Origin of the sequence: Roseococcus sp. SDR, from assembly GCF_019083995.1 — a bacterium.
Lineage (GTDB): Bacteria > Pseudomonadota > Alphaproteobacteria > Acetobacterales > Acetobacteraceae > Roseococcus.
Map to the genome: position 1 here is coordinate 121,615 of NZ_JAHRCU010000002.1, position 26,205 is coordinate 147,819.

General features: G+C 71.2%; 21 protein-coding genes. 5 read left to right on the forward strand and 16 right to left on the reverse strand.

Annotation, left to right across the window (positions count from 1 at the left end; translation table 11 throughout):
* Window positions 1–4: 4 nt before the first annotated feature.
* The 7 genes from KTR66_RS02715 to KTR66_RS02745 all read right to left on the reverse strand — a co-directional run bounded on the left by KTR66_RS02715 (window position 5) and on the right by KTR66_RS02745 (window position 9,405).
* A complete protein-coding gene (locus tag KTR66_RS02715) occupies window positions 5–883 on the reverse strand; it encodes an MBL fold metallo-hydrolase (RefSeq protein ID WP_213610147.1) in 879 nt (292 codons plus the stop codon).
* 67 nt (window positions 884–950) lie between these two features.
* On the reverse strand, window positions 951–1,778 hold the full coding sequence (gene rsmA, locus KTR66_RS02720; protein ID WP_371818990.1) for a 16S rRNA (adenine(1518)-N(6)/adenine(1519)-N(6))-dimethyltransferase RsmA: 828 nt from the start codon (window positions 1,776–1,778) through the stop codon (window positions 951–953).
* Entirely contained in the window at window positions 1,771–3,138 is a 1,368-nt protein-coding gene (locus KTR66_RS02725) for a peptidylprolyl isomerase (protein WP_249731801.1), read from the reverse strand. Before KTR66_RS02725 ends, rsmA begins: the two co-directional genes overlap by 8 nt.
* 46 nt (window positions 3,139–3,184) lie before the next feature.
* Window positions 3,185–5,680, reverse strand: coding sequence for an LPS-assembly protein LptD (locus KTR66_RS02730; protein ID WP_371818991.1), 2,496 nt, complete (start codon window positions 5,678–5,680; stop codon window positions 3,185–3,187).
* Window positions 5,677–6,801, reverse strand: a complete 1,125-nt coding sequence (gene lptG / locus KTR66_RS02735; RefSeq protein WP_213610149.1) for an LPS export ABC transporter permease LptG — start codon at window positions 6,799–6,801, stop codon at window positions 5,677–5,679. Before lptG ends, KTR66_RS02730 begins: the two co-directional genes overlap by 4 nt.
* On the reverse strand, window positions 6,798–7,928 hold the full coding sequence (gene lptF, locus KTR66_RS02740) for an LPS export ABC transporter permease LptF (RefSeq protein ID WP_213610151.1): 1,131 nt from the start codon (window positions 7,926–7,928) through the stop codon (window positions 6,798–6,800). Before lptF ends, lptG begins: the two co-directional genes overlap by 4 nt.
* Window positions 7,929–7,962: 34 nt before the next feature.
* Complete coding sequence (locus KTR66_RS02745) at window positions 7,963–9,405, reverse strand: FAD-binding oxidoreductase (protein ID WP_213610153.1); 1,443 nt, start codon at window positions 9,403–9,405, stop codon at window positions 7,963–7,965.
* A gap of 170 nt (window positions 9,406–9,575) precedes the next feature.
* Here KTR66_RS02745 and KTR66_RS02750 point away from each other — a divergent pair, with 170 nt between their 5' ends.
* Window positions 9,576–9,872 carry a hypothetical protein gene (locus KTR66_RS02750; RefSeq protein WP_213610155.1) on the forward strand — a complete coding sequence of 99 codons (297 nt, stop codon included), beginning with the start codon at window positions 9,576–9,578 and terminating at the stop codon, window positions 9,870–9,872.
* 75 nt (window positions 9,873–9,947) lie between these two features.
* On the opposite strand, the gene KTR66_RS02755 is transcribed toward KTR66_RS02750, so the two are convergent.
* On the reverse strand, window positions 9,948–10,901 hold the full coding sequence (locus tag KTR66_RS02755) for an L-threonylcarbamoyladenylate synthase (RefSeq protein ID WP_371818992.1): 954 nt from the start codon (window positions 10,899–10,901) through the stop codon (window positions 9,948–9,950).
* 10 nt (window positions 10,902–10,911) lie between these two features.
* On the reverse strand, window positions 10,912–11,676 hold the full coding sequence (cysQ, locus tag KTR66_RS02760; RefSeq protein WP_213610158.1) for a 3'(2'),5'-bisphosphate nucleotidase CysQ: 765 nt from the start codon (window positions 11,674–11,676) through the stop codon (window positions 10,912–10,914).
* A gap of 84 nt (window positions 11,677–11,760) precedes the next feature.
* Here cysQ and KTR66_RS02765 point away from each other — a divergent pair, with 84 nt between their 5' ends.
* Genes KTR66_RS02765 through KTR66_RS02780 form a run of 4 tightly spaced genes read left to right on the forward strand, consistent with a single transcriptional unit; the run spans window position 11,761 to window position 16,046 of the window.
* Window positions 11,761–13,221, forward strand: a complete 1,461-nt coding sequence (locus tag KTR66_RS02765; RefSeq protein WP_213610160.1) for a leucyl aminopeptidase — start codon at window positions 11,761–11,763, stop codon at window positions 13,219–13,221.
* A 3-nt stretch (window positions 13,222–13,224) separates the two neighbouring features.
* A complete protein-coding gene (locus KTR66_RS02770; protein WP_213610162.1) occupies window positions 13,225–14,601 on the forward strand; it encodes a leucyl aminopeptidase family protein in 1,377 nt (458 codons plus the stop codon).
* A gap of 24 nt (window positions 14,602–14,625) precedes the next feature.
* The gene (locus KTR66_RS02775) at window positions 14,626–15,609 is read left to right on the forward strand and encodes an NADPH:quinone reductase (protein ID WP_213610164.1); all 984 of its coding nucleotides are present in this window, start codon (window positions 14,626–14,628) and stop codon (window positions 15,607–15,609) included.
* Window positions 15,606–16,046 (forward strand): DNA polymerase III subunit chi, encoded by a 441-nt coding sequence (locus KTR66_RS02780; protein WP_213610166.1) that lies wholly within the window; start codon window positions 15,606–15,608, stop codon window positions 16,044–16,046. The genes KTR66_RS02775 and KTR66_RS02780 overlap by 4 nt, the downstream gene beginning before the upstream one ends.
* A 9-nt stretch (window positions 16,047–16,055) precedes the next feature.
* Here KTR66_RS02780 and KTR66_RS02785 read toward each other — a convergent pair whose 3' ends face one another.
* The 7 genes from KTR66_RS02785 to KTR66_RS02815 are packed head-to-tail and all read right to left on the reverse strand — an operon-like array spanning window position 16,056 to window position 26,194.
* Entirely contained in the window at window positions 16,056–17,003 is a 948-nt protein-coding gene (locus tag KTR66_RS02785; protein ID WP_213610168.1) for a tripartite tricarboxylate transporter substrate binding protein, read from the reverse strand.
* A gap of 44 nt (window positions 17,004–17,047) precedes the next feature.
* On the reverse strand, window positions 17,048–18,373 hold the full coding sequence (gene cysG / locus KTR66_RS02790) for a siroheme synthase CysG (RefSeq protein ID WP_213610170.1): 1,326 nt from the start codon (window positions 18,371–18,373) through the stop codon (window positions 17,048–17,050).
* The gene (locus KTR66_RS02795; protein WP_213610172.1) at window positions 18,373–20,922 is read right to left on the reverse strand and encodes a nitrate reductase; all 2,550 of its coding nucleotides are present in this window, start codon (window positions 20,920–20,922) and stop codon (window positions 18,373–18,375) included. The genes cysG and KTR66_RS02795 overlap by 1 nt, the downstream gene beginning before the upstream one ends.
* Before the next feature lie 55 nt (window positions 20,923–20,977).
* Window positions 20,978–22,486, reverse strand: coding sequence for a sulfite reductase subunit alpha (locus tag KTR66_RS02800; RefSeq protein ID WP_213610174.1), 1,509 nt, complete (start codon window positions 22,484–22,486; stop codon window positions 20,978–20,980).
* Window positions 22,483–24,216 (reverse strand): NirA family protein, encoded by a 1,734-nt coding sequence (locus KTR66_RS02805; RefSeq protein WP_213610176.1) that lies wholly within the window; start codon window positions 24,214–24,216, stop codon window positions 22,483–22,485. The genes KTR66_RS02800 and KTR66_RS02805 overlap by 4 nt, the downstream gene beginning before the upstream one ends.
* Window positions 24,216–25,406, reverse strand: coding sequence for an FAD-dependent oxidoreductase (locus KTR66_RS24710; protein WP_213610178.1), 1,191 nt, complete (start codon window positions 25,404–25,406; stop codon window positions 24,216–24,218). The genes KTR66_RS02805 and KTR66_RS24710 overlap by 1 nt, the downstream gene beginning before the upstream one ends.
* Window positions 25,403–26,194 carry an ABC transporter ATP-binding protein gene (locus KTR66_RS02815; RefSeq protein WP_213610180.1) on the reverse strand — a complete coding sequence of 264 codons (792 nt, stop codon included), beginning with the start codon at window positions 26,192–26,194 and terminating at the stop codon, window positions 25,403–25,405. The genes KTR66_RS24710 and KTR66_RS02815 overlap by 4 nt, the downstream gene beginning before the upstream one ends.
* Window positions 26,195–26,205 lie beyond the last annotated feature (11 nt).

Below are 26,205 nucleotides of genomic sequence, written 5' to 3' on the forward strand. Positions count from 1 at the left end.
AGAACTACCGCGCGAAGATCCAGTCGTAGCTCCCGCCCGCGCGCTTCAGGCGGCCGGCGGTGGGCGTGGGGAAATGGATCGGCAGCAGCAGCGTGTCGGTCTCGGCCACCTCCTCGAAGACGCGCTTGCGGCTCTCGGCCGCCGCGTGCGGGTCCCAGCAGAAGATGGTGGACATGGTGGGGTCCAGGCATTGCAGCTGGTGGTGCATCATGTCGCCCGCGATGATCGCGGTCTGACCCTTGCTGCTGATCTTCACGCAGACATGGCCGGGCGAATGGCCGGGGGTCAGGATCAGGCTGATGCAGTCATCCAGCGTGAAGCTCTCATCCACCAAGAGCGCCTGGCCGGCCTTCACGATGGGCTCGCAATTCATCCGCCAGACGCCGCCCGCGCCGCCCGCACGTTCCTTGCCCTCGCGCTCCAGCGCCTCCCAGGCGGCGTATTCGCCCTTGTGGAAGATGTATTTGGCATTGGGGAAGGTCGGCACCCACTGGCCGTTCACCAGCTTGGTGTTCCAGCCGCTGTGGTCGATGTGCAGATGGGTGCAGAAGACGTAGTCGATATCGGCCGGCGTCAGCCCCTCGGCGGCCATCGCGTCCAGCCAGGGCTGCTTCGGGAAATCCATGGGCGCGGGATAGCCCTTGTCCTCGCCGGTGCAGGTATCCACCAGGATGGTGTGGCGGCCGGTGCGCACCACGAAAGTCTGGTAGGTGATGACCATCTTGCCCGAGGCGCGGTCGAAGACCTCCGGCGCCAGCTTCGCCACATCGGCCGCCTTGGCCGCGCTGTCGTAGTTGAGGAAGAAATCCTCCGGCCGCCGCCAGGGCCCGTCGCGTTCGATGAGGCTGGTGATGGCGACGTCGCCGATCTGCAGGCGCTTCATGTGTGTTCCTCCGAAGTCTTGGACTGCGCCTATCCTGAATCGGATCGCGCGGGCGCGCCAGGGAGGGTCAGGTGCTGCGCGCGAGCACGGCGCGGGCCAGTGCATCGAAGGCGCTGACCGGCAGTTCCTCGGCCCGGCGCTCGCCCGCGATGCCGCATTGCTCCAGCAGCGCCTCGGCGCCGCCCAGCGATTTCAGCGAGCCGCGCAGCATCTTGCGACGCTGGCCGAAGGCGGCCGCCGTCACGCGCTCCATCGCGCGGAACAGCTCGGGCGGCGGCTGCTCGGCATGGGGCGTGACGACCACCACGGCGGAATGCACGCGCGGCGGCGGGCGGAAGGCGCCCGGGGGCAGCCGCATCCCGATCATGCAATGCGCCACCCATTGCGAGAGCACGGCGAGCCGCCCGTAATGCTCGGTCTGCGGGGCGGCGGTGATGCGGAAGGCCACCTCCTCCTGGAACATCAGCGTCAGCCGTTCCCAATGCGCGGCCTCACGCAGCCAGCCGATGAGCAGGGGAGTGCCGACATTATAGGGGAGGTTGGCCACGACCTGGCGGGGGGCAGGCAGTTCCGCCACGCCGTCGAACGTCATCGCATCCTGGCGCAGCACGGTGAGGCGGTCCGGATGCGCCGCCACCACCTCTTCCAGCGCTGCGATGGCGCGCTCATCCAGCTCGACGGCGGTGAGGTGCGCAAGCGGCTTGGCCAGCAGCGCCCGGGTGAGCCCACCCGGCCCAGGTCCCACCTCGAGCACGTGACGCCCCGCCAGGTCGCCAGGCAGCAGCGCGATGCGGGCACAGAGCGTCTCATCCAGCAGGAAATGCTGGCCGAGCGCCTTGCGGGCATCCAGGCCGTACTTGCCGACGACGCCGGCGAGGGGTGTCAACTCAGACACGCATCTCGATCACGGCACGGCGGCGCAGGTCGCGCTGGAGCTGGCGCGAGAGCAGTTCCACGCGGTCACGCAGGATCTGCTGGCGCGCGGCGTCGGGCGTGAACTCATTCATGTTCCGCTGCTCGCGCGAGCAGACCATGAGAAGCAGCACGCCATCAGGCGCGATCACCGGCTGGCTCGGCCGGCCGATGGGCAGGCTGGCCAGCATGCTGCGCAGCGCGGGCGGGTTCAGACCCTCGAGGCGGATGGGCCCGGGGTCGGTCGGGCGGTCGCTCGAACGGGGCAGCGCGTCCACCTGCTCGCAGCCGCGCAGCGTCTGCGAGAGGCGCTGGGCGCGTTCCACCACGGCGCGCTGCTGCTCGGTCGGCGCCTGCGGGTCGAGCGGACGGTCGAAGGGCGTGAAGACCTGGCGGATGGTCAGCATGGTCGAGAGCTGCGCCGCCGTCCCGCCCTCGCGCCGCGCGCGCAGGGTGACGATCTGGAAGCCGCCCGCCACGCGGATCGGGTTGCTGACCGCGCCGGGGGGCATGCGGGTGACAATGGCCGCCACCTCCGGGTCGAGCTGGTTGACGCCGACCCAGCCGACATCGCCGCCGCCGAGCGCCGTCTGCGCCTGGCTGAACTGCGAGGCCACCACCGGGAAGGGCGAGCCACGGCGGATCTGGCCGATCACTTCATCGGCGAAGCGGCGCACTTCGGCCTCGTTGGCGGGGTCATCCACCGGCAGGTAGATCTCGCTCACCAGGTATTCGGCCTGCGCCTCCTGCGCGCGGCGGGAGGCGATGGCGTCGGCCACTTCCTGCTCGCTGATCTCGCCGAGCGGGCCGAGCGCCTGGCGCAGCAGCCGGCCCCAGCCGATCTGCGCGCGGATCTGATCGAACAGCACACGCGGCTGGATGCCGGCATTGCGCAGCTGGTTCCGCATGGAGCCGGGCGGCAGGTTGTTGCGCCGCTCGATATCGGCGATGGCCTCGGCGATGTCGGTGTCGCTGACGCCGATGCGCCGGCGCTGGATCTCCTGGATGCGCAGGCGCTCATCCACGGCGAGGCGCAGCACCTGCGGCTGCAGCCGGGTCAGGATCTCGGGCGCCACGCCCATGCCCACATTCAGCGCGAAGAGGCGCGAGCGGGAGGTGACCTCGGCTTGGGTGATGGGGTCCCCGTTCACCACGGCCAGGATGCGGTTGCCGGCGGCGGGCGCGGCGGCGCCTTCGGGCGCCGCTCCTGGCCGCGGCTGGGCCACAGCCATGGGCACCGCGCCCAGGGCGAGCAACAGCGCCATCCCCAACGGGAGCAGCCGCCTGGGGCGCAGGCCCGGCGGGAGCAAGCTGGCGGCGATTCGGGGACGGATGCGGGTCATGATCCCTGTGTCTTAGAGCAGAACCGCCCAGGCCGGAAACCGGGCCTCAGATGGCCCGGAAGAAGTAGTCGCCAACCGTCTTGAAGCCGAGCCTGACCAGAAAGACCGTGTTGCCGATGAAGGGTTCGCCGGTCGTCGTGTTGCGGGCGTAGCGCTTGAGGAAGCGCCCCTCCAGGATGAAGCATTCGTCCTCATAGCCGAAATTCGCGACGATCATGGCAGGCGTGTCGGCCACCACGTCGTAGCGCAGCGAGCCGGCGGCGCGCCAGACGCCGCCCGCCGCGGTGCGGTACTGCACGGAGGCGCCCACCAGAACCTCGTTGCGGCCGGTGCTGGTCGGGAATTGCGGCAGGCGGTTGTTGAAGAGGTAGCCGCCGCTGAGCGAGAGGTTGCTCAGCGCGCCCACCCGGCCCAGGTTGAAGTTGGCCACCGCATCGGTGGCGCGGTGCTGGAAGCTTTCGCTGTCGAAGCGGTTGCGGGCGATGATGTCCACCCAGGAGACCGGCGTCCAGGTGGAACGCGTCACCCAGTCCGAGGCGCGGTCGTTCAGGCCGGTGTTCAGCGGGAAGGTGGTGGATTGGGTGGCGCGGAAGGAGCGGCCGATGACGGCCTCCGCCCGGCCGCCATTCACGAAATCCCAGCTGCCGCGCAGCGCCATGTCGGCGCGCGTCGTGCCCTCCATGCGGTCCCGGCCGGTGTAGCGGCTGAGCTGGAAGAGGTTGGCCTCGGTGAACTCGAAATCCAGCGCATCCTCGTTCGGGAAGCGCAGCTGGCGGCCGAGATTGGGGCCGGTGACGAGCTGCACGCGCGGCTCGATCATCTGCGTGCCCCATTCGCCGGCGGAGCGGATGAAGGGCATGCGCCAGTCGGCTGCGAGGCGGATATTGCCATTGGCATGGATGCCATTGGCTTCGGGCAGCGGGTTGAAGCCGTTGTTCTGCTGGTTGCCGGCGTAATAGCCGGTGCCGTCGAACTGCCCACGGAAGGTGATCTGGTCGCCGAAGAGGCCCTGCTGCGGGTTCTCATAGACGACGCGGCTGGCCAGGCGCTGGCTGAAGGTGCCGGTCGGGCGCGTCAGGCCCAGGATGCCGACATCGGAGGTGACGTAGCCGCCCAGGATCTGCTTGCGCGGCGCATGCTCGTAGATGCCGTTGGGGCCGACGAAGGGGATGCTGGAGAGATTGTCCTGCGTGTTGAGGCCCTGGTAGTAGCGCACATCCATGCGCGCATAGGCCTCGGTGCCCCAGAAGCCCTCCACATAGGCCGTGCTGGTCAGCACGCGGCGGTATTCGAACTTGTAGGTGCGCAGATAGGCGTCGCTCGAGGCATAGTTGCCGTCGAAGCCGATGCGCCAGTTCTCGTTGATGGCGAAGCGCCCGCGCGAGAAGAAGTGGCCGTTGACGCCGGGCGAGCCGGTGCCGCCGGCGGCGGCGCGCTCGGCCTGCTCCTGGTTCATGTAGCCGATCGAGCCCTGCATGGTCAGCTCGCCGTTGTTGAAGCGGCGGCGGTAGTCGAGGGCCAGGTTGGGCGGCGCCAGCGTGCCGATCGTGGGCGTGATCAGCAGGTCCTGCGTCTCGTCGATCGCCCAGAAATACGGCGTCTGGGTGAAGGCGCCGAGGAAGCGCGTGTAGCCGTTGGTCGGGAAGAGGAAGCCCGAGGCGCGCGGCGTCTGCGGATCGGGGTGGGAGAAGAAGGGCGTGTAGAAGAGCGGAATGCCGCCGATATCCACCGTCGCCCCGCGGTAGGAGATGCGCTGGGACTCACGATCCTGCGTGGCCATGCGGGCGCGCATCTGCCACAGCGGCGGGCGCGTCGGATCGCTTTCGCAGAGGTTGCAGGAGGAATAGACCGGGCGCGCGATCTCGGTGACGGTGCCATCGGTGCGGCGCGCGCCATTGCCGGCGAGGCGGGCGTTCTGCGCGAGCCGGGCGCGGATCTCGGTCAGCACGCCGTCGCGGAAGCCGTCGCCGAGCTCGGCCTCCTCGGCATAGAAGACCTGGCCGTCGGCCTCGATGATCTGGACATTGCCCTGCAGCAGCGCGACGCGCGTGTTGCGGTCATAGGTGAAGCTGTCGGCGCGCAGGAAGCGCCCGCCCTGCCAGGCCTCCACGCGGCCGCGTGCCACCACGCGCTCCCGCTCGCGGTCGTATTCCACTTCCTCCGCCGAGAAGGTGACCGGGCCATCGGTGCCGCCACCGCCGACGACGGGCGAGGCCCCGGCCGGGCCCGCCGGCGCGGCGGCGGAGGGCGCGCCGACCAGGCTTGGCAGCGTCTCCCGCGCCATCTGCGAGTCCACGAAGCCCATGGGCGCGAAGGTCTGCGAGGCCGGGTCGAAGCTGGGCGCGATCTGCGCGCTCGCCGGCAGCAGCAGTTCCAGCGGCGCCAGCGCGATCGCGAGCGCCAGGACGCGCCACAGACGCGGGCTCGGCCGCAGGCCGAGGCGACGCGCCTGGGCGCGGCGGATCAGGCGGCGTGCGAAGCGCGGCAGGGGTTGCGCCGGGCGCAAGGGAGGGACGGGCAGCGTGGGGGGCACGGCGTTCACCCATCCTCCAGATGCAGCAGAAGGGCAAGGGCGAGCAGCAGGCCGGTCGCCGTGGGGGCCCAGGCGGCCAGCCAGACCGGCAGGGTGCCGGACTCGCCGAATTCGCCGGTGATGCGGTCCAGCACGAAGAGGCCGAAGCCCGCGGCGACGCCGGCCGCAATGGTCTGCGCCACGCCGCCCCGGCGGCTGTTGCGCATGGAGAAGCCGGCGGCGAGCAGCGCCATGGTCATGGCGAGGATGGGGGTGCTGAGCATGGACTGGAACTGCAGCCGGTGCCGCAGGGCCGAGAAACCCGCCTGCTCCAGGATCGCGATGAAGTCGGGGAGCGCCCAGAAGGAGAGCGTGTCGGGCGAGGCGAAGCTGTTCTCGATGCGGTCCGGCGTCAGATCCGTGGGCAAGGAAAGGCGGGCGGGCGGGCGTGGCAGGCGGTCGGTCCCGAAGACGGTGGCATCCTCCACCTCCCAGCGGCCGGGCCGCAGGGTGGCGCGCGGCGCCTCGATGCGGGCGAGCGCCGCGCCACCCGCCGAGAGCCGCCAGATGGTGACGTCGGCCAGGCTGAAATCGGCCAGACGGTCGGTGCCGAGCAGCCGGGCCGGCCGGCCCGAGATGACGGCGACGCCGCCCGGCTCCAGCCCGGAATCCCCCTGGCGGAGCCAGAGCCGCCCGCCGGCCAGGGCCGTCACGCCGCCGCCCGCGCGCAGATAGGAAGCTTCGAGCCGCTCCGCCCGGCCCAGCATGGCGGAGGAGACGGGCGAGACGGCCATGATGGCGAGCAGCCCGAAGGACAGCGCCACGGCCAACGGCCCCGAGAGGAAGCCCCAGGCGGAAATGCCCGCCGCGCGCGCGACGATCAGTTCGGAGGAGCGCGTGAGGCGCCAGAAGGCCAGCAGGCCGCCGAGCAGGATGGCGAAGGGCATGATCTGCAGGCCGACAAAGGGCATGCGCAGCCCGGCGATGGAAGCGACCAGCGCGAAGCCGGCATCGGGGCGGGTGGCCGCGCGGCGCAGCAGCTCGATGAAGTCGAACATCGAGACGAGCAGCGTCAGCGCCAGCAGCATCCCCGCCGTGGCCGCCAGGAAGCGGCGCGCGACATAGAAGGTGAGGGTCTTCGCGATGATCATCGCGCGAAGCCCCGCAGCTGGTCCGGCAGTCCGGGCATGCCGGAGATGACCCAGGCGGAGGCGAAGCCCGGCAGCAGCGCATGCAGCCAGATCAGCGGGATCAGCGCGGTCTGCCGCGCCGCGAGATTGCCGATGGACAGGCCCACCGCCAGCAGCGCCACCATCAGCAGGCTGCCGATGAAGAGGTTGATGCCGCCGCCGAAGCGCCGGAACTGGCCGGAGAGCGCCACGGCGAGTGCGAGCAGCGCGAATGTGACGGCGGTGAGCGGGCCGGTCAGGCGCTGGTGCCCCTCGGCCAGGAAACGCCCGCGGTCGCGCACCGAGACACCTTCCTCGGGATAGAACAATTCGCCCAGCGTGCGCTCCTGCGCGTTGCGGAAGCGCTGGCCCTCGTTGCGGCTGGCCCGCGCGAGGTCGAGACTGTTCTCCTGGAAGGTGAGCACGGTGAGGCGCATGGTGCTGCTGCCATCGGGCTGCACCACGCGCTCCACCTGCTGGCGCTGGCCGTTGAACAGCGTGACGCGCGGCCCCTGCGGCGTCGAGACGATGCGCCCGCTCTCGGCCAGGATCGTCACCGGCGCGCCGCGCTCGCGCGAGTCATGCACAAGAATGCCATAGAGCGTACCGCCTGCGTCGCGGTCCCGCGCATAGACGGTCAGCTCCTCGCCGACCGAGCTGAACACGCCCTCCTGCAGCAGCAGGCCCGCCATCTGGTTGCGGATCTCGAACTGCCATTCGCGGAAGGCCTGGTGCGAGGCGGGCGTGATCCAGAGGTTCAGCAGGAAGCAGACGCCCATGGCCCCCATCGCCACCACCAGGGCGGGGCGGGAGAGCTGCCACTGGCTGAGCCCGGCCGCGCGCATCACCACCAGCTCGCGGTCGGAAGCCAGGCGCACATAGGTGAAGAGCGTGACCACGAAGGTGGTGATGGGCAGGATCACGCCGAAGAAGCTCGGCAGCAGCAGGCCGGTCAGCTCCAGGAAGACCCAGATGGAGAGGCCGCGATCCAGCACCAGCTCGATGAAGCGCAACGACTGGGTGAGCCAGACCAGCGCCGCCAGCCCCACCGTCACCGCCAGCAGCGACAGCGCCAGCTGCCGCATGATGTAGAGGTCTATGCGCTTCATATGGGCGCGGTCTTACCAGCCCATGGCCGGAAGGTCACGCATCGGGAAGCAGCTTGCCGGGGTTCATGATCCCCTGCGGGTCCAGCGCTGCCTTGATCCGGCGCATCGCATCCAATTCGGCGCCACCCCGCCAGGATTCCATCATGTCCGTCTTGAGGCGCCCGATGCCGTGCTCGGCGCTGAAGCTGCCGCCGAGGTCGCGTACCACCGCGTTCACCTCATCCATGATGTCATGGCTGCGGGCGAGGAAATCCGCGGCGCTCATGCCCTCGGGCTGGGCCAGGTTCATGTGGATGTTGCCATCGCCCATATGGCCGAAGGGCACCGGGCGGCTGCCCGGGATCAGTTCGCGGCAGGCGGCCGAGGCCCGCCGGATCAGCTCCGGCACGGCCGAGACGGGGACCGAGACGTCGTTCTTCACGCTGGCGCCGGCACGCTTCTGCGCCTCGGGGTGTTCCTCGCGCAGGCGCCAGATGGCGGCGCGCTGCGCTTCGGATTCCGCCAGCGCCGCATCCTCCACCTCGCCCGCCTCCATGGCGGCCTCCAGCACGCTCTCCATCAGACCACGCAGGCCGGCGCCCTCGCGCGAGGCCGAGAGGTCCACCAGGACATAGTGGTCGGCGGGGGCGGCGAGCGGCAGGGTCGCGCCTTCGATCGTGGCCGTCACCATGCCCATGCCGATGCCGGACATGTACTCGAAGGCCCGCACGGCGCCCTCATCGGCGGCGCGGAAACGCCGGAACAGAGCGAGCGCCGCATCCTCGGAGGGAAGGGTGCAGAGCGCGGTCGCCGTCTCACGCGCCGCGGGAAACAGTCGCAGCACGGCGGCGGTGATGATGCCGAGCGTGCCCTCGGCACCGACGAAGAGATGCCGCAGCGCGTAGCCGGTGTTGTCCTTGCGCAGCCGGCGCAACCCATTGATCACGCTGCCATCGGGCAGGACGACCTCGAGGCCCAGCATGAGTTCGCGGGCATTGCCGTAGCGCACCGTGGTGTTGCCGCCGGCATTGGTGGAGAGCAGGCCGCCGATCATGGCCGTGCCCTCGGCGCCGAGGCTCAGCGGGAACAGCACGCCGTGCTCCGCGGCCACCTGCTGGGCGCGGGCAAGCACCAGTCCTGCCTCCACGGTCATGGTCATGTCGGCCGTGTCCACCTCGCGCACCCGGTTCATGCGGGCGAGGCTCAGCACCACCTGGCGCGGCCGCGCCTCGGGCGTGGCGCCGCCCACCATGGAGGTATTGCCACCCTGGGGGATGATGGCGATGCCCTGCGCGGCGCAAAGCTTCACGCAGGCCGAGACCTCCTCGGTGCTGGCCGGGCGCAGCACCGCCATGGCCTCGCCGCGGTAAAGGCCGCGCCAGTCGCTCAGATGCGGCGCAACATCGCCGGGCTCGGCCAGCACCCCGGGGGCGCCGAGAATGTCGCGGAAGGCCGTGAGCAGGGAGGGGTCGGCGGGGTGAGGGGCGTGGTCGGGCATGCGGGTTTATAGCCGGGCCGCGGGGCATCTCCAGAGACCCCGCGGGGCTGCCGCCCATCTTTTCGGGCTCCACGCTGCGATATGCCAAAAAGGAAACGGAATGTTATTTTGCACACGCGCCAACCTTGCTATATTCCGAGAGAAAACGTGTCATTTATGGAATTTCTCTCATGGCTCCCGGAAAATTCCTGTCCAGCCTGCTCGTCATCGTGGTCTGCTCAGCCGGCGGCTTCGGGCTGATGCACTGGATGCAGGGCGCGCCGACCCCTGTCACGGTCGCCACGAGTACCGCCAGCCCCATGGTGATCAACCGCCTGAGCGGCTGCCAGGGCTTCAACCAATCCATCGATGAAGAGATCGCGCGACAGAACCGGATCGGCCACAACCACAACTCGACCCGGCTCGCCGCGCTGAAGCGCGATTGCAGTGGCGAGGACCAGGAGCATTACCGGGTGCTGCCGCGCTGATCGGACCCCACACCTAAATTTTCACTCCGGCGATCCCGCCGCACGCACCCCTTCCCGCGGCTCCGCCGCGCGCACCTACTCCCGCGGCTCCGCCGCGCGGGCCAACCGGTCGCGAATGGCGGGCCCCAGCCCCTCTCCCGGCACAGGCATGGCGGCGATGCCCCTGAGCCCAGGCCGATCGAGGGCGCGCAGGCCAGCGAAGAGGCGGGATGCCGCCTCACGCAGGTCATGCGTCTCGGACAGCTGGTAGGTCACAGCCGCACCCGGCAAGGGCGGGCCGAAGGCCAGCAGCGCCTCGTCGGACGCCACCTCCCGCGCATCCAGGCGCAAGGGCAGCGTGGGCGCATAGTGGGAGAGCATCATGCCCGGGCTGCGCAGCGTGGGGGCTGGGCCGGCATGACGCGGCAGGGGGCGCCCGACCGGACCGATCACCGCCTCGATCGCCTCCAGCGGCACGCCGCCGGGACGCAGCAGGGCCGCCCCTCCCCCGGCCAGGTCCAGCACGGTGGATTCCACGCCGACGGCGCATTCCCCCCCCTCCAGCACGGCGGCGATCCGGCCGGACAGTTCCTCCATCACATGGGCGGCGCTGGTCGGGCTGACGCGGCCCGAGCGGTTGGCGGAAGGCGCCGCAACGGGCGTGGCCGCGGCGCGGAGCAAGGCCAGGGCGCCCTCATGCGCCGGCACCCGCACCGCCAGCGTGTCCAGACCGGCCCCGGCCAGCAGGTCGATCCGGCAATCCGCCCGGCGCGGCAGCACGAGGGTGAGCGGCCCTGGCCAGAAGGCAGCGGCCAGCGCGCGGGCGCGGTCATCGGCGCGCACCTCGGCCCAGGCGGCCTCCGCCTCGGCGAAGTGGCAGATCAGCGGGTTGAAATGCGGGCGGCCCTTGGCCTCGAAGATTCCCGCCACCGCCTGGCCATTCCGCGCATCGGCGCCCAGGCCGTAGACGGTCTCGGTTGCGAAGGCGACCAGCGCTCCCGAGCGCAGCAGCGCAGCAGCGTCCAGCGGGTCGTCAAGGAGAGCGGTCACCGCATCCCCGTCACATCGCGCCCCAGGCGACAAAGCCCGGGTTGCGGAAGCCCGGCTTGCCATAGGTGAGCGGCCGGCCCTCGGCATCCACCACGCGGCCACCCGCCGCCTCCAGCACCGCCTGCCCGGCCGCCGTGTCCCATTCCATGATCCCTGCCGAAAGCCGCGGCATCAGATCCGCCTTGCCTTCGGCCATCCAGGCGAATTTGAGGGCCGAACCCATCCGCGTGGTCTCCGCGATGGAAAGATTGGCGCAATAGGCCTCGGTCGCTGCCGCATCGCGGTGCGAGCGGCTGTCGAGCAGGTGCAGCCCTTCGGGCGGGGCCCGGCGGGCCTGGATGGGCCGGCGCTGGCCGCCCTCCTCGATCCAGGCGCCGGTGCCGACGATGCCGCCATAGACACTGCCGCGCGCGGGCGCGGCCAGCACGCCCAGCACGGGCCGCCCGCCCTCGATGAGCGCGATGCAGACGACGTATTCATCGAGCCCGGCAGCGAATTCCTTCGTGCCGTCCAGCGGGTCCACCAGCCAGAAGCGCTCCTGCACGGCCGGGACTTCACCCGCCGAGAAGGCCTCCTCCGCCACAACGGGGATCTCCGGCGTGGCGAGGCGCAGCCCCTCGGTGATGATGCCCTCGGCCAGGCGGTCGGCCGCGGTGACAGGGCTGGCATCGCCCTTCCGTTCGATGGCGAAGCCGGCGCGGCGGACAGCCTCGATCGCATCGCCCGCCTCCCGCGCGAGGCGGGTGGCCAGTGCAAGAAGGTCGGTATGGGTCATGCCGTGATCTAGCCACCCGGCCGGGATGACGCAATGCAAGGCAGCCCCTATCCTATAGGCAACCTCCAGACGGGACATCACCCTATGCTCGACATCGCCTTCGCCAAGCCCGCGCTGCCGAAATCCGGCGCCCTCGTCCTGCCCATCGCCGAGGGGGCGGCTCTCACCGGCCTCGCCGCCACGCTCGATGCGGCGATGGAGGGCGGCCTCGGCCGGGCGCTGGAGGCGGCCGGCTTCAAGGGCAAGAAAGGCCAGTCGGCCACGCTCTGGGCTCCCGCCGGCGGGATCACCAAGCTTGTGGCGCTCGGTCTGGGCGAGACGCCGGACACCGAGAAGCTCGGCGGCAGCCTGGTGCCGATGATCTCGGGCGAGGCGGCGGCGATGGTGGCGGCCGATGGCCTGACCGCCGAACAGGCGGCGAGCCTCGCGATGGGCGCCGCGCTGCGCGCCTATCGCTTCGACCGCTACCGCACGATGGAGAAGGCGGAGGACAAGCCGAAGCTCGCCAAGCTCACCATCGGCGCGGCCGAGCCCGCCGCCGCCAAGGCCGCCTTCGCGCCGATGAAGGCCGTGGTGGAGGGTGTGTTCCTCACGCGCGACCTCGTCTCCGAGCCCGCCAATATCCTGACGCCCGCCGAATTCGCCGACCGGCTGAAGGGCCTCGAGAAGCTCGGCCTGGGCATCGAGGTGCTGGGCCCGAAGGAGATGAAGAAGCTCGGCTTCGGCGCGCTGCTGGGCGTGGCCCAGGGCTCGATCAACGAGCCGCGCATGGTGGTGATGAAGTGGAACGGCTCCGGCCGGAAGAAGATGGACAAGCCGCTCTGCTTCATCGGCAAGGGCGTCACCTTCGACACCGGCGGCATCTCCATCAAGCCGGCCGGCGGCATGGAGGACATGAAGTGGGACATGGCCGGCGCCGGCACCGTCGCCGGGCTGATGGCGGCACTCGCCGGCCGCAAGGCGAAGGCCGACATCATCGGCATCGTGGGCCTGGTCGAGAACATGCCGGGCCACAACGCCCAGCGCCCGGGTGACGTGGTGACCAGCGCCTCGGGCCAGACCATCGAGGTGATCAACACCGATGCCGAGGGGCGCCTCGTGCTGGCCGACGTCATCCACTACGCGATCCAGAAGTTCGACCCCGCCTTCATGGTGGACCTCGCCACGCTGACCGGCGCCATCATCGTCGCACTCGGCCATGAGCATGCGGGCCTCTTCGCCAATGACGAGGAGCTGGCCGCGCGCATCATCGCCGCCGGCAACGCCGTCGGCGAAGCCGCCTGGCGCATGCCGCTGGGCGATGCCTACGACAAGCAGATCAAGTCCGACATCGCCGACATGAAGAATGTGGGCGGCGGCCGCGCCGGTGGTTCGATCACCGCGGCCTGCTTCATCCAGCGCTTCGTGCAAGGCAAGCCCTGGGCGCATCTCGACATCGCCGGCACGGCCTGGAGCAGCAAGGACAGCCCGACCATTCCGAAGGGTGCCACCGCCTATGGCGTGCGGATGCTCGATCGCCTCGTCGCGGAGCATTACGAAGGCTGAGCCGTGCTGAAGATCCGGCGCGCGCCCTCGCGCGGGGCGCTGCGGTTGCGCCCGGTCGCGGAGGGCCACGGCCCTTCGGGCTTCCGCGGCCGGCCGGGCGAGGTGCTGGAATTCGCGCCTGACGAGCGCTGGGTGGGCGCGGAAGGCGCCTCCTCCCCGCATGATTGGGAACGCCTGGGCGCGGCCTGCATCGCGGCGGCTGGCAACGCCCAGCGCGTGGCGCTCGATGCGCGTGGCCTGCCGCCCGGCTGCGCGGTGGCGCTCGCCACCGGTGCCATGCTGCGCGCCTGGCGCTTCGATCGGCTGAAGGCGGAGAAGCGAGCACGGCGGATCGAGCTCCTGGTCGAGGAACCGGCGCGGCTGGAGCAGCCCTGGGCGCGGGCGGAGGCAGCGCTGGCTGGTGCCGCCTTCGCGCGCGCCTTGGTGGCGGAACCCGGCAATCACCTGACGCCCGGCGCCTTCGCAGAGCGGCTGAAGGCGTTGCGCAAGGAGGGCCTCGAGGTCACGGTGCTGGGCCGCAAGGCGCTGCGCCGGCTGGGCGCGGGTGGGCTGCTGGCGGTGGGCCAGGGCAGCGCGCATCCGCCGCGCCTCGTGGTGCTGCGCTGGAAGGGCGGCTTCAAGGCGCCGCCGGTGGCCTTTATCGGCAAGGGCATCTGCTTCGACACGGGCGGCATCTCCATCAAGGGTGCGGCCGGCATGGAGGCGATGCGCGCCGACATGGCCGGTGCGGCCGCCTGTGCGGGCGCGATGCTGGCCCTGGCCCGTCGGCGTTCCCCCTGCCCCACCGTCGCCGTACTCGCCATCGCCGAGAATGCGACCAGCGGCATGGCCTATCGCCCCGGCGATGTGCTGCGCATGATGAACGGCCGCACCGTCGAGGTGGTGGACACGGATGCGGAAGGGCGCCTGGTGCTGGCCGATGCGCTGCACTTCGCCGCGCGCCGCTTCCGCCCGCAGGCGCTGCTCGACCTCGCGACCCTCACCGGCAGCGTCGTGACGGCGCTGGGCCATCATCGCGCGGGGCTCTTCGGCAATGACGCGGCGCTGGGTGCCGCGGTGACGGCGGCGGGCGAGGTGGTGGGCGAGCGGCTCTGGCCCCTGCCCATCGGGCAACGGCATCGCGAGGATCTGAAGAGCGACATCGCGGACATCCGGCAATGCATGCCGGCCGGGCGCGGGCCGCAGCCCGATGCCAGCCATGCGGCGGCCTTCCTGCGGGAGTTCGTGGGGACCCTCCCCTGGGCGCATCTGGACATTGCGGGCGTGGACACCGCCGAGACGGAGGAGTTCCCCGCGGCCAAGGGCACGCCCAGCGGCTTTGGCGTGCGCTTGCTGGACGCGCTGGTGGAGCGCCACTTCGAGGACCCGCATCGGCTATAGGGAGAGGCCAAGAGGATGAGCAGCATGATGAAGGCGGTCTGGTACGAGGCGACGGGCGCCGCGCGCGAGGTCCTGGTGCATGGCGAGATGCCGCGCCCCGAGCCCGGCGCGGGCGAGGTGCTGGTGCGTGTGCAGGCTTCCGGCGTGAACCCCTCGGATTGCAAGGCGCGTGGCGGCTCACGCCCCATGTCGGCGCCGCGCGTCATCCCGCACAGCGATGGCGCGGGCGTGATCGCGGCGGTCGGCGCCGGCGTGGATGCGGCGCGTGTCGGGGAGCGCGTCTGGCTCTGGAACGGGCAATGGAAGCGGCCCTTCGGCACGGCGGCCGAATACATCGTGCTGCCCGCCGCCCAGGCCGTGCCGCTGCCGGAGAATGTGAGCTTCGCGGAGGGCGCCTGCCTCGGCATTCCCGCGCTGACCGCACTGCGGGCGGTGATGGTGGATGGCGGTGTCATCGGCCATTCCGTGCTGGTGGCGGGCGGTGCCGGCGCCGTCGGGCACTATGCCATCCAGTTCGCGAAGCGTCTGGGCGCGAAGCAGGTGATCGCGACCGTGAGTTCCGAGGCCAAGGCCGCGCATGCGAGGGCGGCCGGCGCCGATGCCGTGATCAACTACCGCGCCGATGATGTGGCGGCGCGCGTGCAGGAATTGACCGGCGGGCGCGGCGTGGACCGCGTGATCGAGGTGGACCTCGCCGCCAATGCCGCGCTGCTGCCGCGCATCGTGAAGCAGGACGGGCTTTGCGTGACCTATGGCTCGGGTGCGGCCGAGATCACGCTCGGCTTCTTCCCGATGATCCTCTGCGGGGCCGCAATCCGCTTCTTCATCGTCTATGAGCTGAGCGCCGAAGCGCGTGAGGAATGCGAGATGGTGCTGGACAAGCTGCTGCGCGAGGGCGGGCTGCGGCATGCCATCGCGGCCACGCTGCCGCTGGCCGAATGCGCGACGGCGCATGAGAAGGTGATGGATGGCACGGCGATGGGGAACATCGTGCTGACGGTGCCATGACGGAGATCGGCTTCTACCACCTCACGCGCAGCACGCTGGAGCAGGCCCTGCCCCGCCTGCTCGGCCGCGTGCTCGCCCTGGAGCAGCGCGCCCTCGTGCTCTGCGCGAGCAAGGACCGCATGGCCTCGCTGGATGACGCCCTCTGGACCTGCGCCGAGCCCGACTGGCTGCCGCATGGCACGCGCGAGGGGTCGGTGCAGCCGATATTCCTGACCACCGAGGATGCGCCGCCGCCCAATGGCGCGCAGCACCTCTTCCTGACCGAGGGCGCGGAGAGCGCGCATCTGCCGCTCTACGCGCGTGCCTTCGACCTGTTCGATGGCGGCGACGAGAACGCCGTCGCTGCCGCGCGCCGGCGCTGGAGCGCCGCCAAGGCGGCTGGGCACGCGCTGACCTATTGGCAGCAGGGCGAGCGCGGCTGGGAGAAGAAGGCCTGAGGCGGCCTTCTACTCCATCATGATGCCCGTGAGCGTCGCCATCTCCTGCCAGCGGCGCACCTCGGCGAGCTGGAAGGCGGCGAAGTCGGCCGGGCCCATGGGGGCGGCGTTCAGCCCGGCCTGGGCCGCGCGCTCGGCCGTCTCGGGCTGGGCCAGCGCGCCCAGGAAGGCCTCGGAGAGGCGCGTCACGCGCGCCGCATCCACCCCACGCGGGGCGAAGAGGCCGAACCAGGCATCCACCGCCATGAAGGGCACGCCGGCCTCGGCCGTGGTCGGCAGGTCCAGGAAGCCCGGGACGCGCTGCGCCGCGCCGATGGAGAGCGCGCGCAGCCGCCCCTCGCGCACCAGCGTGACGACGCCGGGCCAGGTGGAGACGTAGAAATCCACGACACCCGCCACCGTATCCTGCGTGGCGGGCCCGCCGCCGCGATAGGGCACATGCACCGCATCCATGCCGGAGCGCCGCACGAAGGTCTCGGCGATGACATGGCTGGCGGAACCGGCCTGGGAGGAGGCGTAGGAGACGCGCCGCCCGCCGCGGCCCATCTCGATCAGCCCGGCCATGTTGCGCGCATGCGAATTGGCCGGCACCACCGTCGCGTGATGCACCGTGGCCAGGCGCGCGACGGGCGAAAAACTCTCGATCACGTTGTAGGGCAGGTTGCGCGCCATCCATTGGTTGGAGGCATGCGTCTGGTTGTGGCCGAGGATGATGGTGTTGCCATCCGCCGCCGCACGGGCCGCGGCCTCGGTGCCGATGATGCCGCCCGCGCCGCCACGATTATCCACAACGACGGCCTGCCCCAGCGTGGCGCTGGCGCGCTCGACCAGGATCCGGGCCAGGATGTCCGTGCTGCCGCCGGGCGGGGCGGGCACGATCAGGCGCAAGGGCTGGGTCTGGGCGCGCGCGATGGCGGGGGCTGCCAGGATGGTGGCGATCAGGAGACGGCGCTGCATGGTGTTTCCTCCGGCGGTCCCCGGCTTCTACCGCAAGCCGGCGCTCAGGCGAAGGCGGCTTCCGCGCGGGCAGGCAGCGCGCCATGCGCCACCGCCTCGCCCAGCAGCAGCAGCACCGGGCCATCGCCGGCCCAGGCCGGGGCGCGGGCCACGAGCTCGGTCAGCGTGCCGCGCAATTCGCGTTGGCGGGGGGAGCCGCCGCGCTCGATCAGGGCGGCGGGGGTGCGAAGGTCAAAGCCCTCCCGGGCCAGGCCGTCTCGCAACTCCGGCAGGGTGGTGAGGCCCATATAGATGGCGAGCGTCTGGCCGGGCCGGGCGAGTGCGGCGAAGTCGAGATCGAGCCGCCCGTCACGCGTGTGGCCGGTGACGAAGGTCAGCATGCGCGCGGCATCGCGATGCGTCAGCGGGATGCCGGCCTGCGCGGCGCAACCGAGTGCGGCCGTGACGCCGGGCACCACCTCGAAGGGGATGCCGGCCTCGGCCAGTGCCTGCGCTTCCTCGCCGCCCCGGCCGAAGATGAAGGGATCGCCGCCCTTGAGGCGTACGACGCGCAGCCCCTCTCGCGCCAGCTCGATGAGCAGCGTGTTGATCCCCTCCTGCGGCACGCAATGCTGCGCGCGCCTCTTGCCGACGAAGATGCGCCGTGCGTCGCGCCGCGCGAGGTCCAGGACCTCGGCGCTCACCAGGCGGTCATGCACGATGACATCGGCCTCACCCAATGCGCGCAGGGCGCGAAGGGTCAGGAGATCGGCCGCGCCCGGCCCGGCGCCGACGAGCTGCACGAAGCCGCGGGGCGCGGCCTCGGCATTCTCCAGCAAGCGGGCGAAGGCGGCTTCCGCTTCCTGCTGACGGCCTGACAAGGCGAGGTCGGCCGGCGTGCCGGTCAGCGCGCGCTCGAGGAAGGCGCGGCGGGCGGGGAGGCTCGGGATGCGGGCACGCACGGCGGCTTGGAACTTCGCCCCGAGTGCGGCGACGCGGCCCAGCAAAGGCGGCAGCACCGCCTCGATCTTCTGGCGGATCAGCCGCGCCAGCACGGGTGCCGCGCCACCGGTCGAGACGCCGATGGTGATGCCCTCGCGCGTGATGATGGCGGGCGTGATGAAGGAACAGAATTCCGGCCGGTCCACCACGTTCACGGGCAGGCCGCGCGCCATGCAGGCGGCATGCAGCGCGGCCAGGTCCGCCTCCGGCGCGCCGGCGGCGACAGCCATGGCACAGCCTTCCAGCAGTGCGTGATCGAAGCGGGGCGCCTCGCGCAGCTCTGCGCCGGCGGCACGCAGCAGGGTGGCCTTGGCGGCCAGCGCCTCGCCGGCACCCAGCAGCAGCACGGTGCGGCCTTGCAGGTCGAGGAAGGCGGGGAAATGGCGCATCAGGCCGGCGCCATCGCAAGCAGCGCGGCGAGTTCGGGCTTGCAGCTGCCGCAGCCCGTGCCGGCGCAGGTGGCGGCGCCGATGGCGGTGACATCCCCCGCCCCGGCCTCGATCGCGGCGCGGATGGTCGCCGCACTCACGCCGTGGCAGGCGCAAAGCGTGGGCGAGGGCGGTGGGCCATCGGGCAGCATCCCGGCCAGCAGCGCATGGCGTGCGGCGCTGCCGATGCGGGCCTCGGCGAAGAGGGAGATGAGCCATTCGCGCGGCGGCAGGGCGTGGTCCGGGCCAAGGAAGATCGCCGCGATGAGCTGCCCGTCGCGCAGCCAGGCCGCGCGATGCTCGCCGGTGGCTTCCGCATGCAGCGCGATGGTGGGTGGGCCCTCGCCAAGGGCCTGCGCCAGACGCTCGAAGGGCGCGGCATCCTGGCCCGCAAGCTCATGCCGCGTCACGCCCTCGGCCGCGGGCGCGACGGTGCACCAATCGGCGAGCTGCGTGCCGAGTGCCCTGCGCGCCAGCACGAAGCCATGCCAGCGCACCGCGAAGGGCGTCAGCGTGACGGGCGTGTGCTTGAGTTCGGGCTGGCCGCTGATCGGGTCCGTCGCGGGCGTCACCGCCGTGTTGATGCGTGCGCGGGGGGCGAGCTGATCCGTCCAGTGCATCGGCGCGAAGCAGGCGTTTCGCGGCGTGGCGGGATCGAGCGCGAGGCGCAATACCGCCTCACCCCATTCGCTCGCCACGCGCACCAGGCCGCCCTCGGTGAGGCCTGCGGCATCGGCAGGGTTCACCGTCAGCACCGGCTCATGCGCGTGCTGCATCAGGCGCGGCACGCGGCCGGTGCGCGTCATCGTGTGCCATTGGTCGCGCAGGCGGCCGGTGAGCAGGATCATGTCGCCCTGATGGGAGGGCGGGCGGAAGGGCGTGGGCACGAGGCGCTGCAGCGGTGGCGTGATGCGCCCGCCGCGCGCGGCCCCAATACCGGAACCTGGGCGCGGAACCGGCCATTGCGTCGGCGCCAGGGCCTCGTATTCGGCATCGCTGAGGTCAGCCAGGCCGCCGAGATCGAAGACGCGCGGCGCGGGGCGCGCGAGTTCCGTCACCGCCGCATGCTCGCGGAAGATCGCGGCCGCGTTCGGCCAGGCGAAATGCTCACCCCAGCCGAGGCGTTGCGCCACCTGCGCGATGATCCACCAATCGGGCTTCGCCTCGCCGGGGGCGGGCAGGAAGCCGCGCTGCCGGCTGATCACGCGCTCGCTGTTGGTGACGGTGCCGTCCTTCTCGCCCCAGCCCAGCGCCGGCAGCAGGATCTGCGCGTGTTCCGCCGTGTCGGAGCCCGCATGGCAATCGGAGAGGATGAGCGTTGGGATGCGCGCCAGCGCGCGGCGCACCTGCGCGGAATCCGGCAGGGAGACAGCGGGATTCGTCGCCATCACCCACATCGCGCCGATCCGCCCCTCCTCCGCCGCGCGGAACAGCTCGACCGCCTTCAGGCCCGGCTTGGTGGCCAGGTTGGGCGCCTGCCAGAAATCACGCAGCGCCGCGACCTCCTCCGGCTTCTCGGCATCGAGATGGCCGGCGAGCATATTCGCCAGCGCGCCCACCTCACGCCCGCCCATGGCATTGGGCTGGCCGGTGACGCTGAAAGGCCCCATGCCCGGCCGGCCGATGCGGCCGGTGGCCAGGTGGCAGTTGATGATGGCGTTGGCCTTGTCGGTGCCGCTGCTCGATTGGTTGGTGCCCTGGCTCCAGAGCGTCACCACGCGCTCCGTGCCGGTGAACCAGTGGTGGAAGGTCGCGAGTTGCGCCGGCTCCAGGCCGGTCAGCGCCGGTACATCCAGCTCCTGCCGCAGCGCGTCGGGAATGGTGAAGCCGGCACGGCCGAGATGGACGAGCAGCCCGGCGAAGAGGGCGACATCGCTGCCCGGACGAAGTGCGAGGTGCAGGTCGGCCGCCTCGCAGCTCGCGGTGCGGCGCGGGTCCACGACGACGAGGCGCATCTGCGGGCGCAGCGCCTTGGCGGCCAGCACGCGCTGATGCAGCACCGGATGGCACCAGGCGAGGTTGCTGCCGACGAGGACCAGCAGATCCGCCTGCTCCAGATCCTCATAGACGCCGGGCACGAGGTCCTCGCCAAAGGCGCGGCGATGGCCGGCGACCGCGCTCGCCATGCAGAGCCGGGAATTGCTGTCGATGTTCCCGGTGCCGAGGAAGCCCTTCGTGAACTTGTTGGCGGCGTAGTAATCCTCGGTCAGCAATTGGCCGGAGACGTAGAGGGCCACACCCTCCGGCCCATGCTGCGCCAGGGCGCGGCGGAAGCCCTCGGCCGCGGCGTCCAGCGCCGCCTCCCAGCTGGCGCGCTTGCCGTTCACCATCGGATGGAGGAGACGCCCCTCCAAGCCAGTGGTCTCGCCGAGGGCTGCGCCCTTGCTGCACAGGCGGCCCCGGTTGGCCGGATGCGCGGGGTCACCGCGCACGACGCCGCCCGGCGTGGCCAGCACGCCGCAACCCACGCCACAATAGGGGCATGTGGTGGGGATCAGGGAGCCGTCCATCACCGGTCCGATCGCGGAGCGGCGAAGCAGTGGAGCGCGAAGCGGCCCGGCGGCATCAATACACGTCCCGCTGGTAGCGGCCCTGCTTGGCGAGCGCCACGATCCAGTCGCGCGCCTGGTCGGCGTTCATGCCCCCTTCGCGCATCGCGACCTCGCGCAGCGCGGCGTCCACATCCTTCGCCATCCGGCTCGCATCGCCGCAGACGTAGAAATGCGCGCCATCCTGGAGCCAGCGCCACAGGTCGGCCGCGTCCTCCAACATGCGGTGCTGGACATAGTCCTTCGCCTTGCCGTCACGCGACCAGGCAAGGGAGAGGCGCTGCAACGTGCCATCCTTGCGCCAGGCAGCGATCTCGTCCGCGAAGAGGAAATCCGTCGCCGCATGGCGGTCACCGAAGAACAGCCAGGTGCGGCCCTTCAGGCCCAGCGCCGCGCGCTCCTGCAGGAAAGCGCGGAAGGGGGCAATGCCGGTGCCGGGGCCGACCATGATGACGGGCGTCTCAGCACGGGCGGGCAGGCGGAAATGGCTGGTCTGCGCGTAGACCGGCACCGCCTCGGCACGGAAGGACAGGTGGCAGGAGGCGACGCCATCGCGGACGCGGCCCCGCCGTGTGTCTCGCACCACGCCGACGCAAAGCTCCACGCGCCCCGGCGTGGCGCGCGGCGAGGAGGCGATGGAATAGAGCCGCGGCTTGAGCGTCGGCAGCGAGGCGATGAGATCCGCCACGGGCGGGCGGGCGGAGGGGAAGGCGTCGAGCAGGTCCAGCAGGTCGGCATCGGAGGGTTCCGCGCCTTCTTCGCCATCGGCGAGGCGGCGCAGGGCCGCGCCCTCGCGTGGGTCGCGCGCGGCGCCGGCCAGGAGATCGAGCGTCCGGTCCAGCGGGCGGGCGATGTCGCGCTCGGTGGAGAGGGCCTCGCGCAGGGCCACATCGCCCGCCGCGTTCAGCCGCGTGAGGCAGGCCTCGACCAGCTCCGGATCGTTGTGGACGACGACGCCGAGCGAGTCGCCCGGCTCATAGCTCACCGTCGTTCCGCTGAGGTCGAGCACGATGCGGCGGACATCCTTGCCACTGCCCTCGCCCGTCAGGCGCTCGGAGGCGAGCAGCCGCGCCGTCTCGCCGCGCGGCTTCACCGCGACGGGTGCTGCAGCGGGCGCCACCTTCACATCGGCCATGAGGCGCTTCACCGCATCGCGTGTCACCTTGCCGCCGGGCTGGCACAGCGCTGTGGAGGTCTCGCGGCCCTCAGCCAGGGCTTCGGCATAGGTCTGGCACAGATAGCCGCATTGGCCGCAATCGAGCTGCGCCATGGCGGCCATCAGGCGGCGCGGCAGGCTGCGGCCCTCGGCCAGCGACAGGCGTTCGTCGAGCTCCAGCGCCGGGTCGTGCCAGGGGAAATCCTCGGCCGGCGGTGGCGGGGCCGCGGAGAGGCCAGGCTGCTCCGCGCCGCCATAGAGGCCGGCGAGGAAGCCGTTCAGCCAGGCGCGCTGCTCGGCCGTGAAGGGCGCGGAATCGGGAATGAGCGGCACCGGGGCGGGGCCGAAATTCTGGGCGATGACGTTCATGCTTCCAGCATTCCGTTCAGCTCGTCCTCGGCGTGGCGGGCGCAGAAGTCGCGGAAGCTCTCGCCCGGCGCGCGTTCCTGCTGCCAGTGCTGCAGGATGTTCAGCAGCAGCGGCGCAACCGCCCCGGCCTGCACCTTGGGGCGGATGAGGCGGCCGATCCGCGCCTCCTGCGCCGCACCGCCGCCGAGGTGGATGTCGTAGCCGGGAAGGACGTCATCGCCCTGCTCCACCTTCGCGCCGAGCAGGCCGATATCGGCGATGAAATGCTGCGCGCAGGAATGGTGACAGCCGGTGAGGTGGATGTTGAGCGGCGTGTCCAGCGTGATCCGCTCCTCCAGGAAGGACGCTATCTCCAGGCCGTTTCGCTTGGTGTCGGCGGCGGCGAATTTGCACCCGGCCGAGCCCGTGCAGGCGACGAGGCCGGCGCGGATGGCATTCGCATCCGTCGAGAGGCCAAGCTCGGCCAGCGCCGCCTGCGCGCCCGTCACATCAGCCACATGCGGGATGAGCAGGTTCTGCCAGACGGTGAGGCGCAACTCACCATTCCCGGACCGCTCGGCCACGCGGGCGAGGCCACGCAGCTGCTCGGCGGAGAGGCGCGCCGCCGGCACGACGACGCCAAGCCAGGAGCGGCCCTCCTGCCGCTGCGGATGCACGCCGACATGCGCGAGGCGATCCGGCGCGGGCGGGCGCTCCATCGCCGCCACGTCGAAGCGCGGCAGGGGCGCGCCCAGCACAGCCTCGACCTCGCTCAGGAAGCGCGCATGGCCCCAGGCGTCGAGCAGATATTTCAGCCGCGCCTTCTTGCGGTCCGTCCGGTCACCATGGGCGATGAAGACGCGCAGGATGGCGTCGCAGAGCTTCACCACCTCACTGGGCAGCACCGCGACATCGGAAGGTGTCGCCAGGTCCTGGTGGCCGGTGATGCCGCCGAGGCCGAGGCGGAAGCGATACTCGCCATTCACCCGCACCACGCTGAGCGCAATGTCGTTCGTCTCCTCCAGCACGGCGATGGAACCACCGCCATCCAGGCTGATGTTGAACTTGCGCGGCAGCCCGAAGAGGTCGCGCGTGTTCAGGATGTGATGGTGCAGGGCGCGGACGATGGGACGCGTATCCACCCATTCATTCGGATCGATGCCGACGGTGGGCGAGGCGGTGATGTTGCGGATATTGTCCGCCCCCGTGCCGCGCGGCAGCAGGCCGATCTCGCCGAGGCGCATCACCACCTCCGGCCCTTTCGCGGCCGGGATCAGGCGGATCTGCAGGTTCGCGCGCGTGGTGACGTCGATGAAGCCGCCGCCGCATTCCTCGGCGATGGCGGCGACCTCGCGCGCCTGATGCGCGGTCAGGATGCCGCCCGGGATGCGCAGGCGGCACATGAAGGCATCCTGCGCCGGACCCACGAAGAAGAGCCCGTGGAAGCGGCCGATGAAATCGTCGATGGGCTTCGGGAATTGGCCCGCCTCGGCGCGGGCGGTGATCTCGCTCCAGCGGTCGAGCGGGTGCTTCTCGCGCTTCGCCTCTTCCTGGGGCACGAGCTTGCCGCCCTTGGCGATGGTCGCGTCCTGCGCGGCGCGCAACGCATCGGCGGGCGCGGTGCCGTTGCCGCCCGCGGGGGCCAGCGCGCCGTTTCCTCCGGGCGCCAGCGCGCCACGGCGTGCCTCGACGCCGGCCATGAAGCCCTTGAGGTAGTTCTGCTGCTCGGGCGAGAAGCCGGGGCCGTCCATCACGCGAGTTCCTGAGCATATGCCGGGCCAAGCGCCAGCGCCGCCGCATGGCGGCCGATCCGTCGGCCGGAGGCGATGAGGTTCAGGTAGAAGCCGCTGTCACTGACGTCGCCATAAAGGACGGCGCCCACCAGCCGGTCCTCGCGCAGGAAGAGGCGGCGATAGCGGTCCTCTTCCTCATCGCGCAGCGTGACGCCCTCGCCCGCGATCTCGCCGGCGGACCAGACGGCGGTGCCGGAGACCTTCAGCGCCGCTGCATCGGCGCGTGGCGCGTAATGGGCGGACTGGCCGGAGAGCGTCGCGGCGGCAATCTCCGCCTGCTCGAGCGCGGGAGCGACCAGGCCGATGGTGCGGCCCTCCAGCTCCGCGCATTCGCCGATGGCGAGAATGGCGGGATCGTTGCTGCGCATCGCCGCATCCACCTGGATGCCGCGCCCGGTGGCCAGGCCAGAAGCGGCGGCGAGCGCGGTGTCGGGCCGGATTCCGACGGCCATGACGACGATGCTGGCCGGGAGGCGCTTGCCATCCGCCAGCACCACGCCGGTCACGCGCCCCTCGCCCTCGATGGCGGCGAGTTGCGCGGGCATGGCGAAGCGGATGCCGCGCTGGCCCATGCGGCGCGTGAGCAGGCCGCCGGCACCGGCATCGAGCTGACGTTCCATCGGCCATTCCACGGGGTGCAGCACGGTCACCTTCATGCCGCGCTGGGCGAGGCCCGCCGCGGCTTCCAGGCCGAGCAGGCCGCCGCCCACCACCACCGCTGCACCACCGCCCCGCGCCGCGCGCAGCATGGCGCGCACATCATCCAGCGTGCGATAGGTGAGCACGCCGGGCAGATCCGCGCCGGGCACAGGCAGGCGGATGGCGCGCGAACCGGTCGCGATCACCGCGCGGTCATAGGCGATGCGCTCGCCGCGCGCGGTGACCGCCGCGCCCGCCGCACGATCCAGCGCAACGACCGGCGTCGCGGGCCGAAAGGCCACGCCCTGCGCGTGTAGGCCGCGCAAATCATGCGGGATCAGGTCGGGAAGCGTCTTCTCGCCCGCCAGCAGCGAGGAGAGCGCCACCCGGTCATAGGGCAGCGCCGCCTCCGCCCCGCAGAGCGTGACCTGCGCGCCCTGCGCCGCGGCGCGTATCGCGCAGCGCGTGCCCGCAGGCCCCGCGCCGATGACGAGGACGCGCTGGCTCACGCCGCGGCCGGCAGCGCGTGGCGCTCATGCAGGAAGCGCAGCACCGCCTCCCGCGCCGCCAGGAAGCGCGGCTCGGAGGCCAGCGCCAGCCGGTCGCGCGGGCGGGGCAGATCCACATCCAGCACCTCGCCGATCGTGGCGTTGGGGCCGTTCGTCATCATCACGATGCGGTCCGACAGCAGCACCGCCTCATCCACGTCATGCGTGATCATCATGATGGTGGTGCCGAGCCGCGCATGGATCGCCATCACCTGGTCCTGGAGGTGCGCGCGCGTCAGCGCATCCAGCGCGCCGAAGGGCTCGTCCAGCAGCAGCACCTTGGGCTTCATGGCGAGCGCCCGGGCGATGCCGACGCGCTGCTTCATGCCGCCCGAGATCTCGGCCGGGCGCTTCGCCGCATGCGCCTCCATGCGGACCAGGGCGAGGTTCTCCATGGTCCAGTCATGGCGCTGCGCACGGGACATGCTGCGCCCGACGGTGCGGTCCACCGCGAGCTTCACATTCTCATAGACCGTGAGCCAGGGCAGCAGCGAATGGTTCTGGAACACCACGGCGCGATCGGGGCCGGGCTCCGTCACCTCGCTGCCTTCCAGCAGCACGCCGCCCAAGGTGGCGGGCAGCAGCCCGGCCACGACGTTCAGCAGGGTGGATTTGCCGCAGCCCGAATGGCCGATCACGGCGACGTATTGGCCCTGCTCCACCTTGAGATCGATGCTGTTCAGCACGAGGGGCGCCGTCGGCCCGAAGCGGACCGAGAGGCGGGAGATTTCGAGGAAGCTGCGGTTCATGGCGTGCGCCC

Coding starts and splice junctions, on each gene's coding strand:
- KTR66_RS02715 (WP_213610147.1), bottom strand. CDS start 883: ATGAAGCGCCTGCAGATCGGCGACGTCGCCATCACCAGCCTCATCGAA.
- KTR66_RS02725 (WP_249731801.1), bottom strand. CDS start 3,138: ATGACCCGCATCCGTCCCCGAATCGCCGCCAGCTTGCTCCCGCCGGGC.
- lptG (WP_213610149.1), bottom strand. CDS start 6,801: ATGATCATCGCGAAGACCCTCACCTTCTATGTCGCGCGCCGCTTCCTG.
- lptF (WP_213610151.1), bottom strand. CDS start 7,928: ATGAAGCGCATAGACCTCTACATCATGCGGCAGCTGGCGCTGTCGCTG.
- KTR66_RS02745 (WP_213610153.1), bottom strand. CDS start 9,405: ATGCCCGACCACGCCCCTCACCCCGCCGACCCCTCCCTGCTCACGGCC.
- KTR66_RS02750 (WP_213610155.1), top strand. CDS start 9,576: ATGGCTCCCGGAAAATTCCTGTCCAGCCTGCTCGTCATCGTGGTCTGC.
- cysQ (WP_213610158.1), bottom strand. CDS start 11,676: ATGACCCATACCGACCTTCTTGCACTGGCCACCCGCCTCGCGCGGGAG.
- KTR66_RS02765 (WP_213610160.1), top strand. CDS start 11,761: ATGCTCGACATCGCCTTCGCCAAGCCCGCGCTGCCGAAATCCGGCGCC.
- KTR66_RS02775 (WP_213610164.1), top strand. CDS start 14,626: ATGATGAAGGCGGTCTGGTACGAGGCGACGGGCGCCGCGCGCGAGGTC.
- KTR66_RS02780 (WP_213610166.1), top strand. CDS start 15,606: ATGACGGAGATCGGCTTCTACCACCTCACGCGCAGCACGCTGGAGCAG.
- KTR66_RS02785 (WP_213610168.1), bottom strand. CDS start 17,003: ATGCAGCGCCGTCTCCTGATCGCCACCATCCTGGCAGCCCCCGCCATC.
- cysG (WP_213610170.1), bottom strand. CDS start 18,373: ATGCGCCATTTCCCCGCCTTCCTCGACCTGCAAGGCCGCACCGTGCTG.
- KTR66_RS02795 (WP_213610172.1), bottom strand. CDS start 20,922: ATGGACGGCTCCCTGATCCCCACCACATGCCCCTATTGTGGCGTGGGT.
- KTR66_RS02800 (WP_213610174.1), bottom strand. CDS start 22,486: ATGAACGTCATCGCCCAGAATTTCGGCCCCGCCCCGGTGCCGCTCATT.
- KTR66_RS02805 (WP_213610176.1), bottom strand. CDS start 24,216: ATGGACGGCCCCGGCTTCTCGCCCGAGCAGCAGAACTACCTCAAGGGC.
- KTR66_RS02815 (WP_213610180.1), bottom strand. CDS start 26,194: ATGAACCGCAGCTTCCTCGAAATCTCCCGCCTCTCGGTCCGCTTCGGG.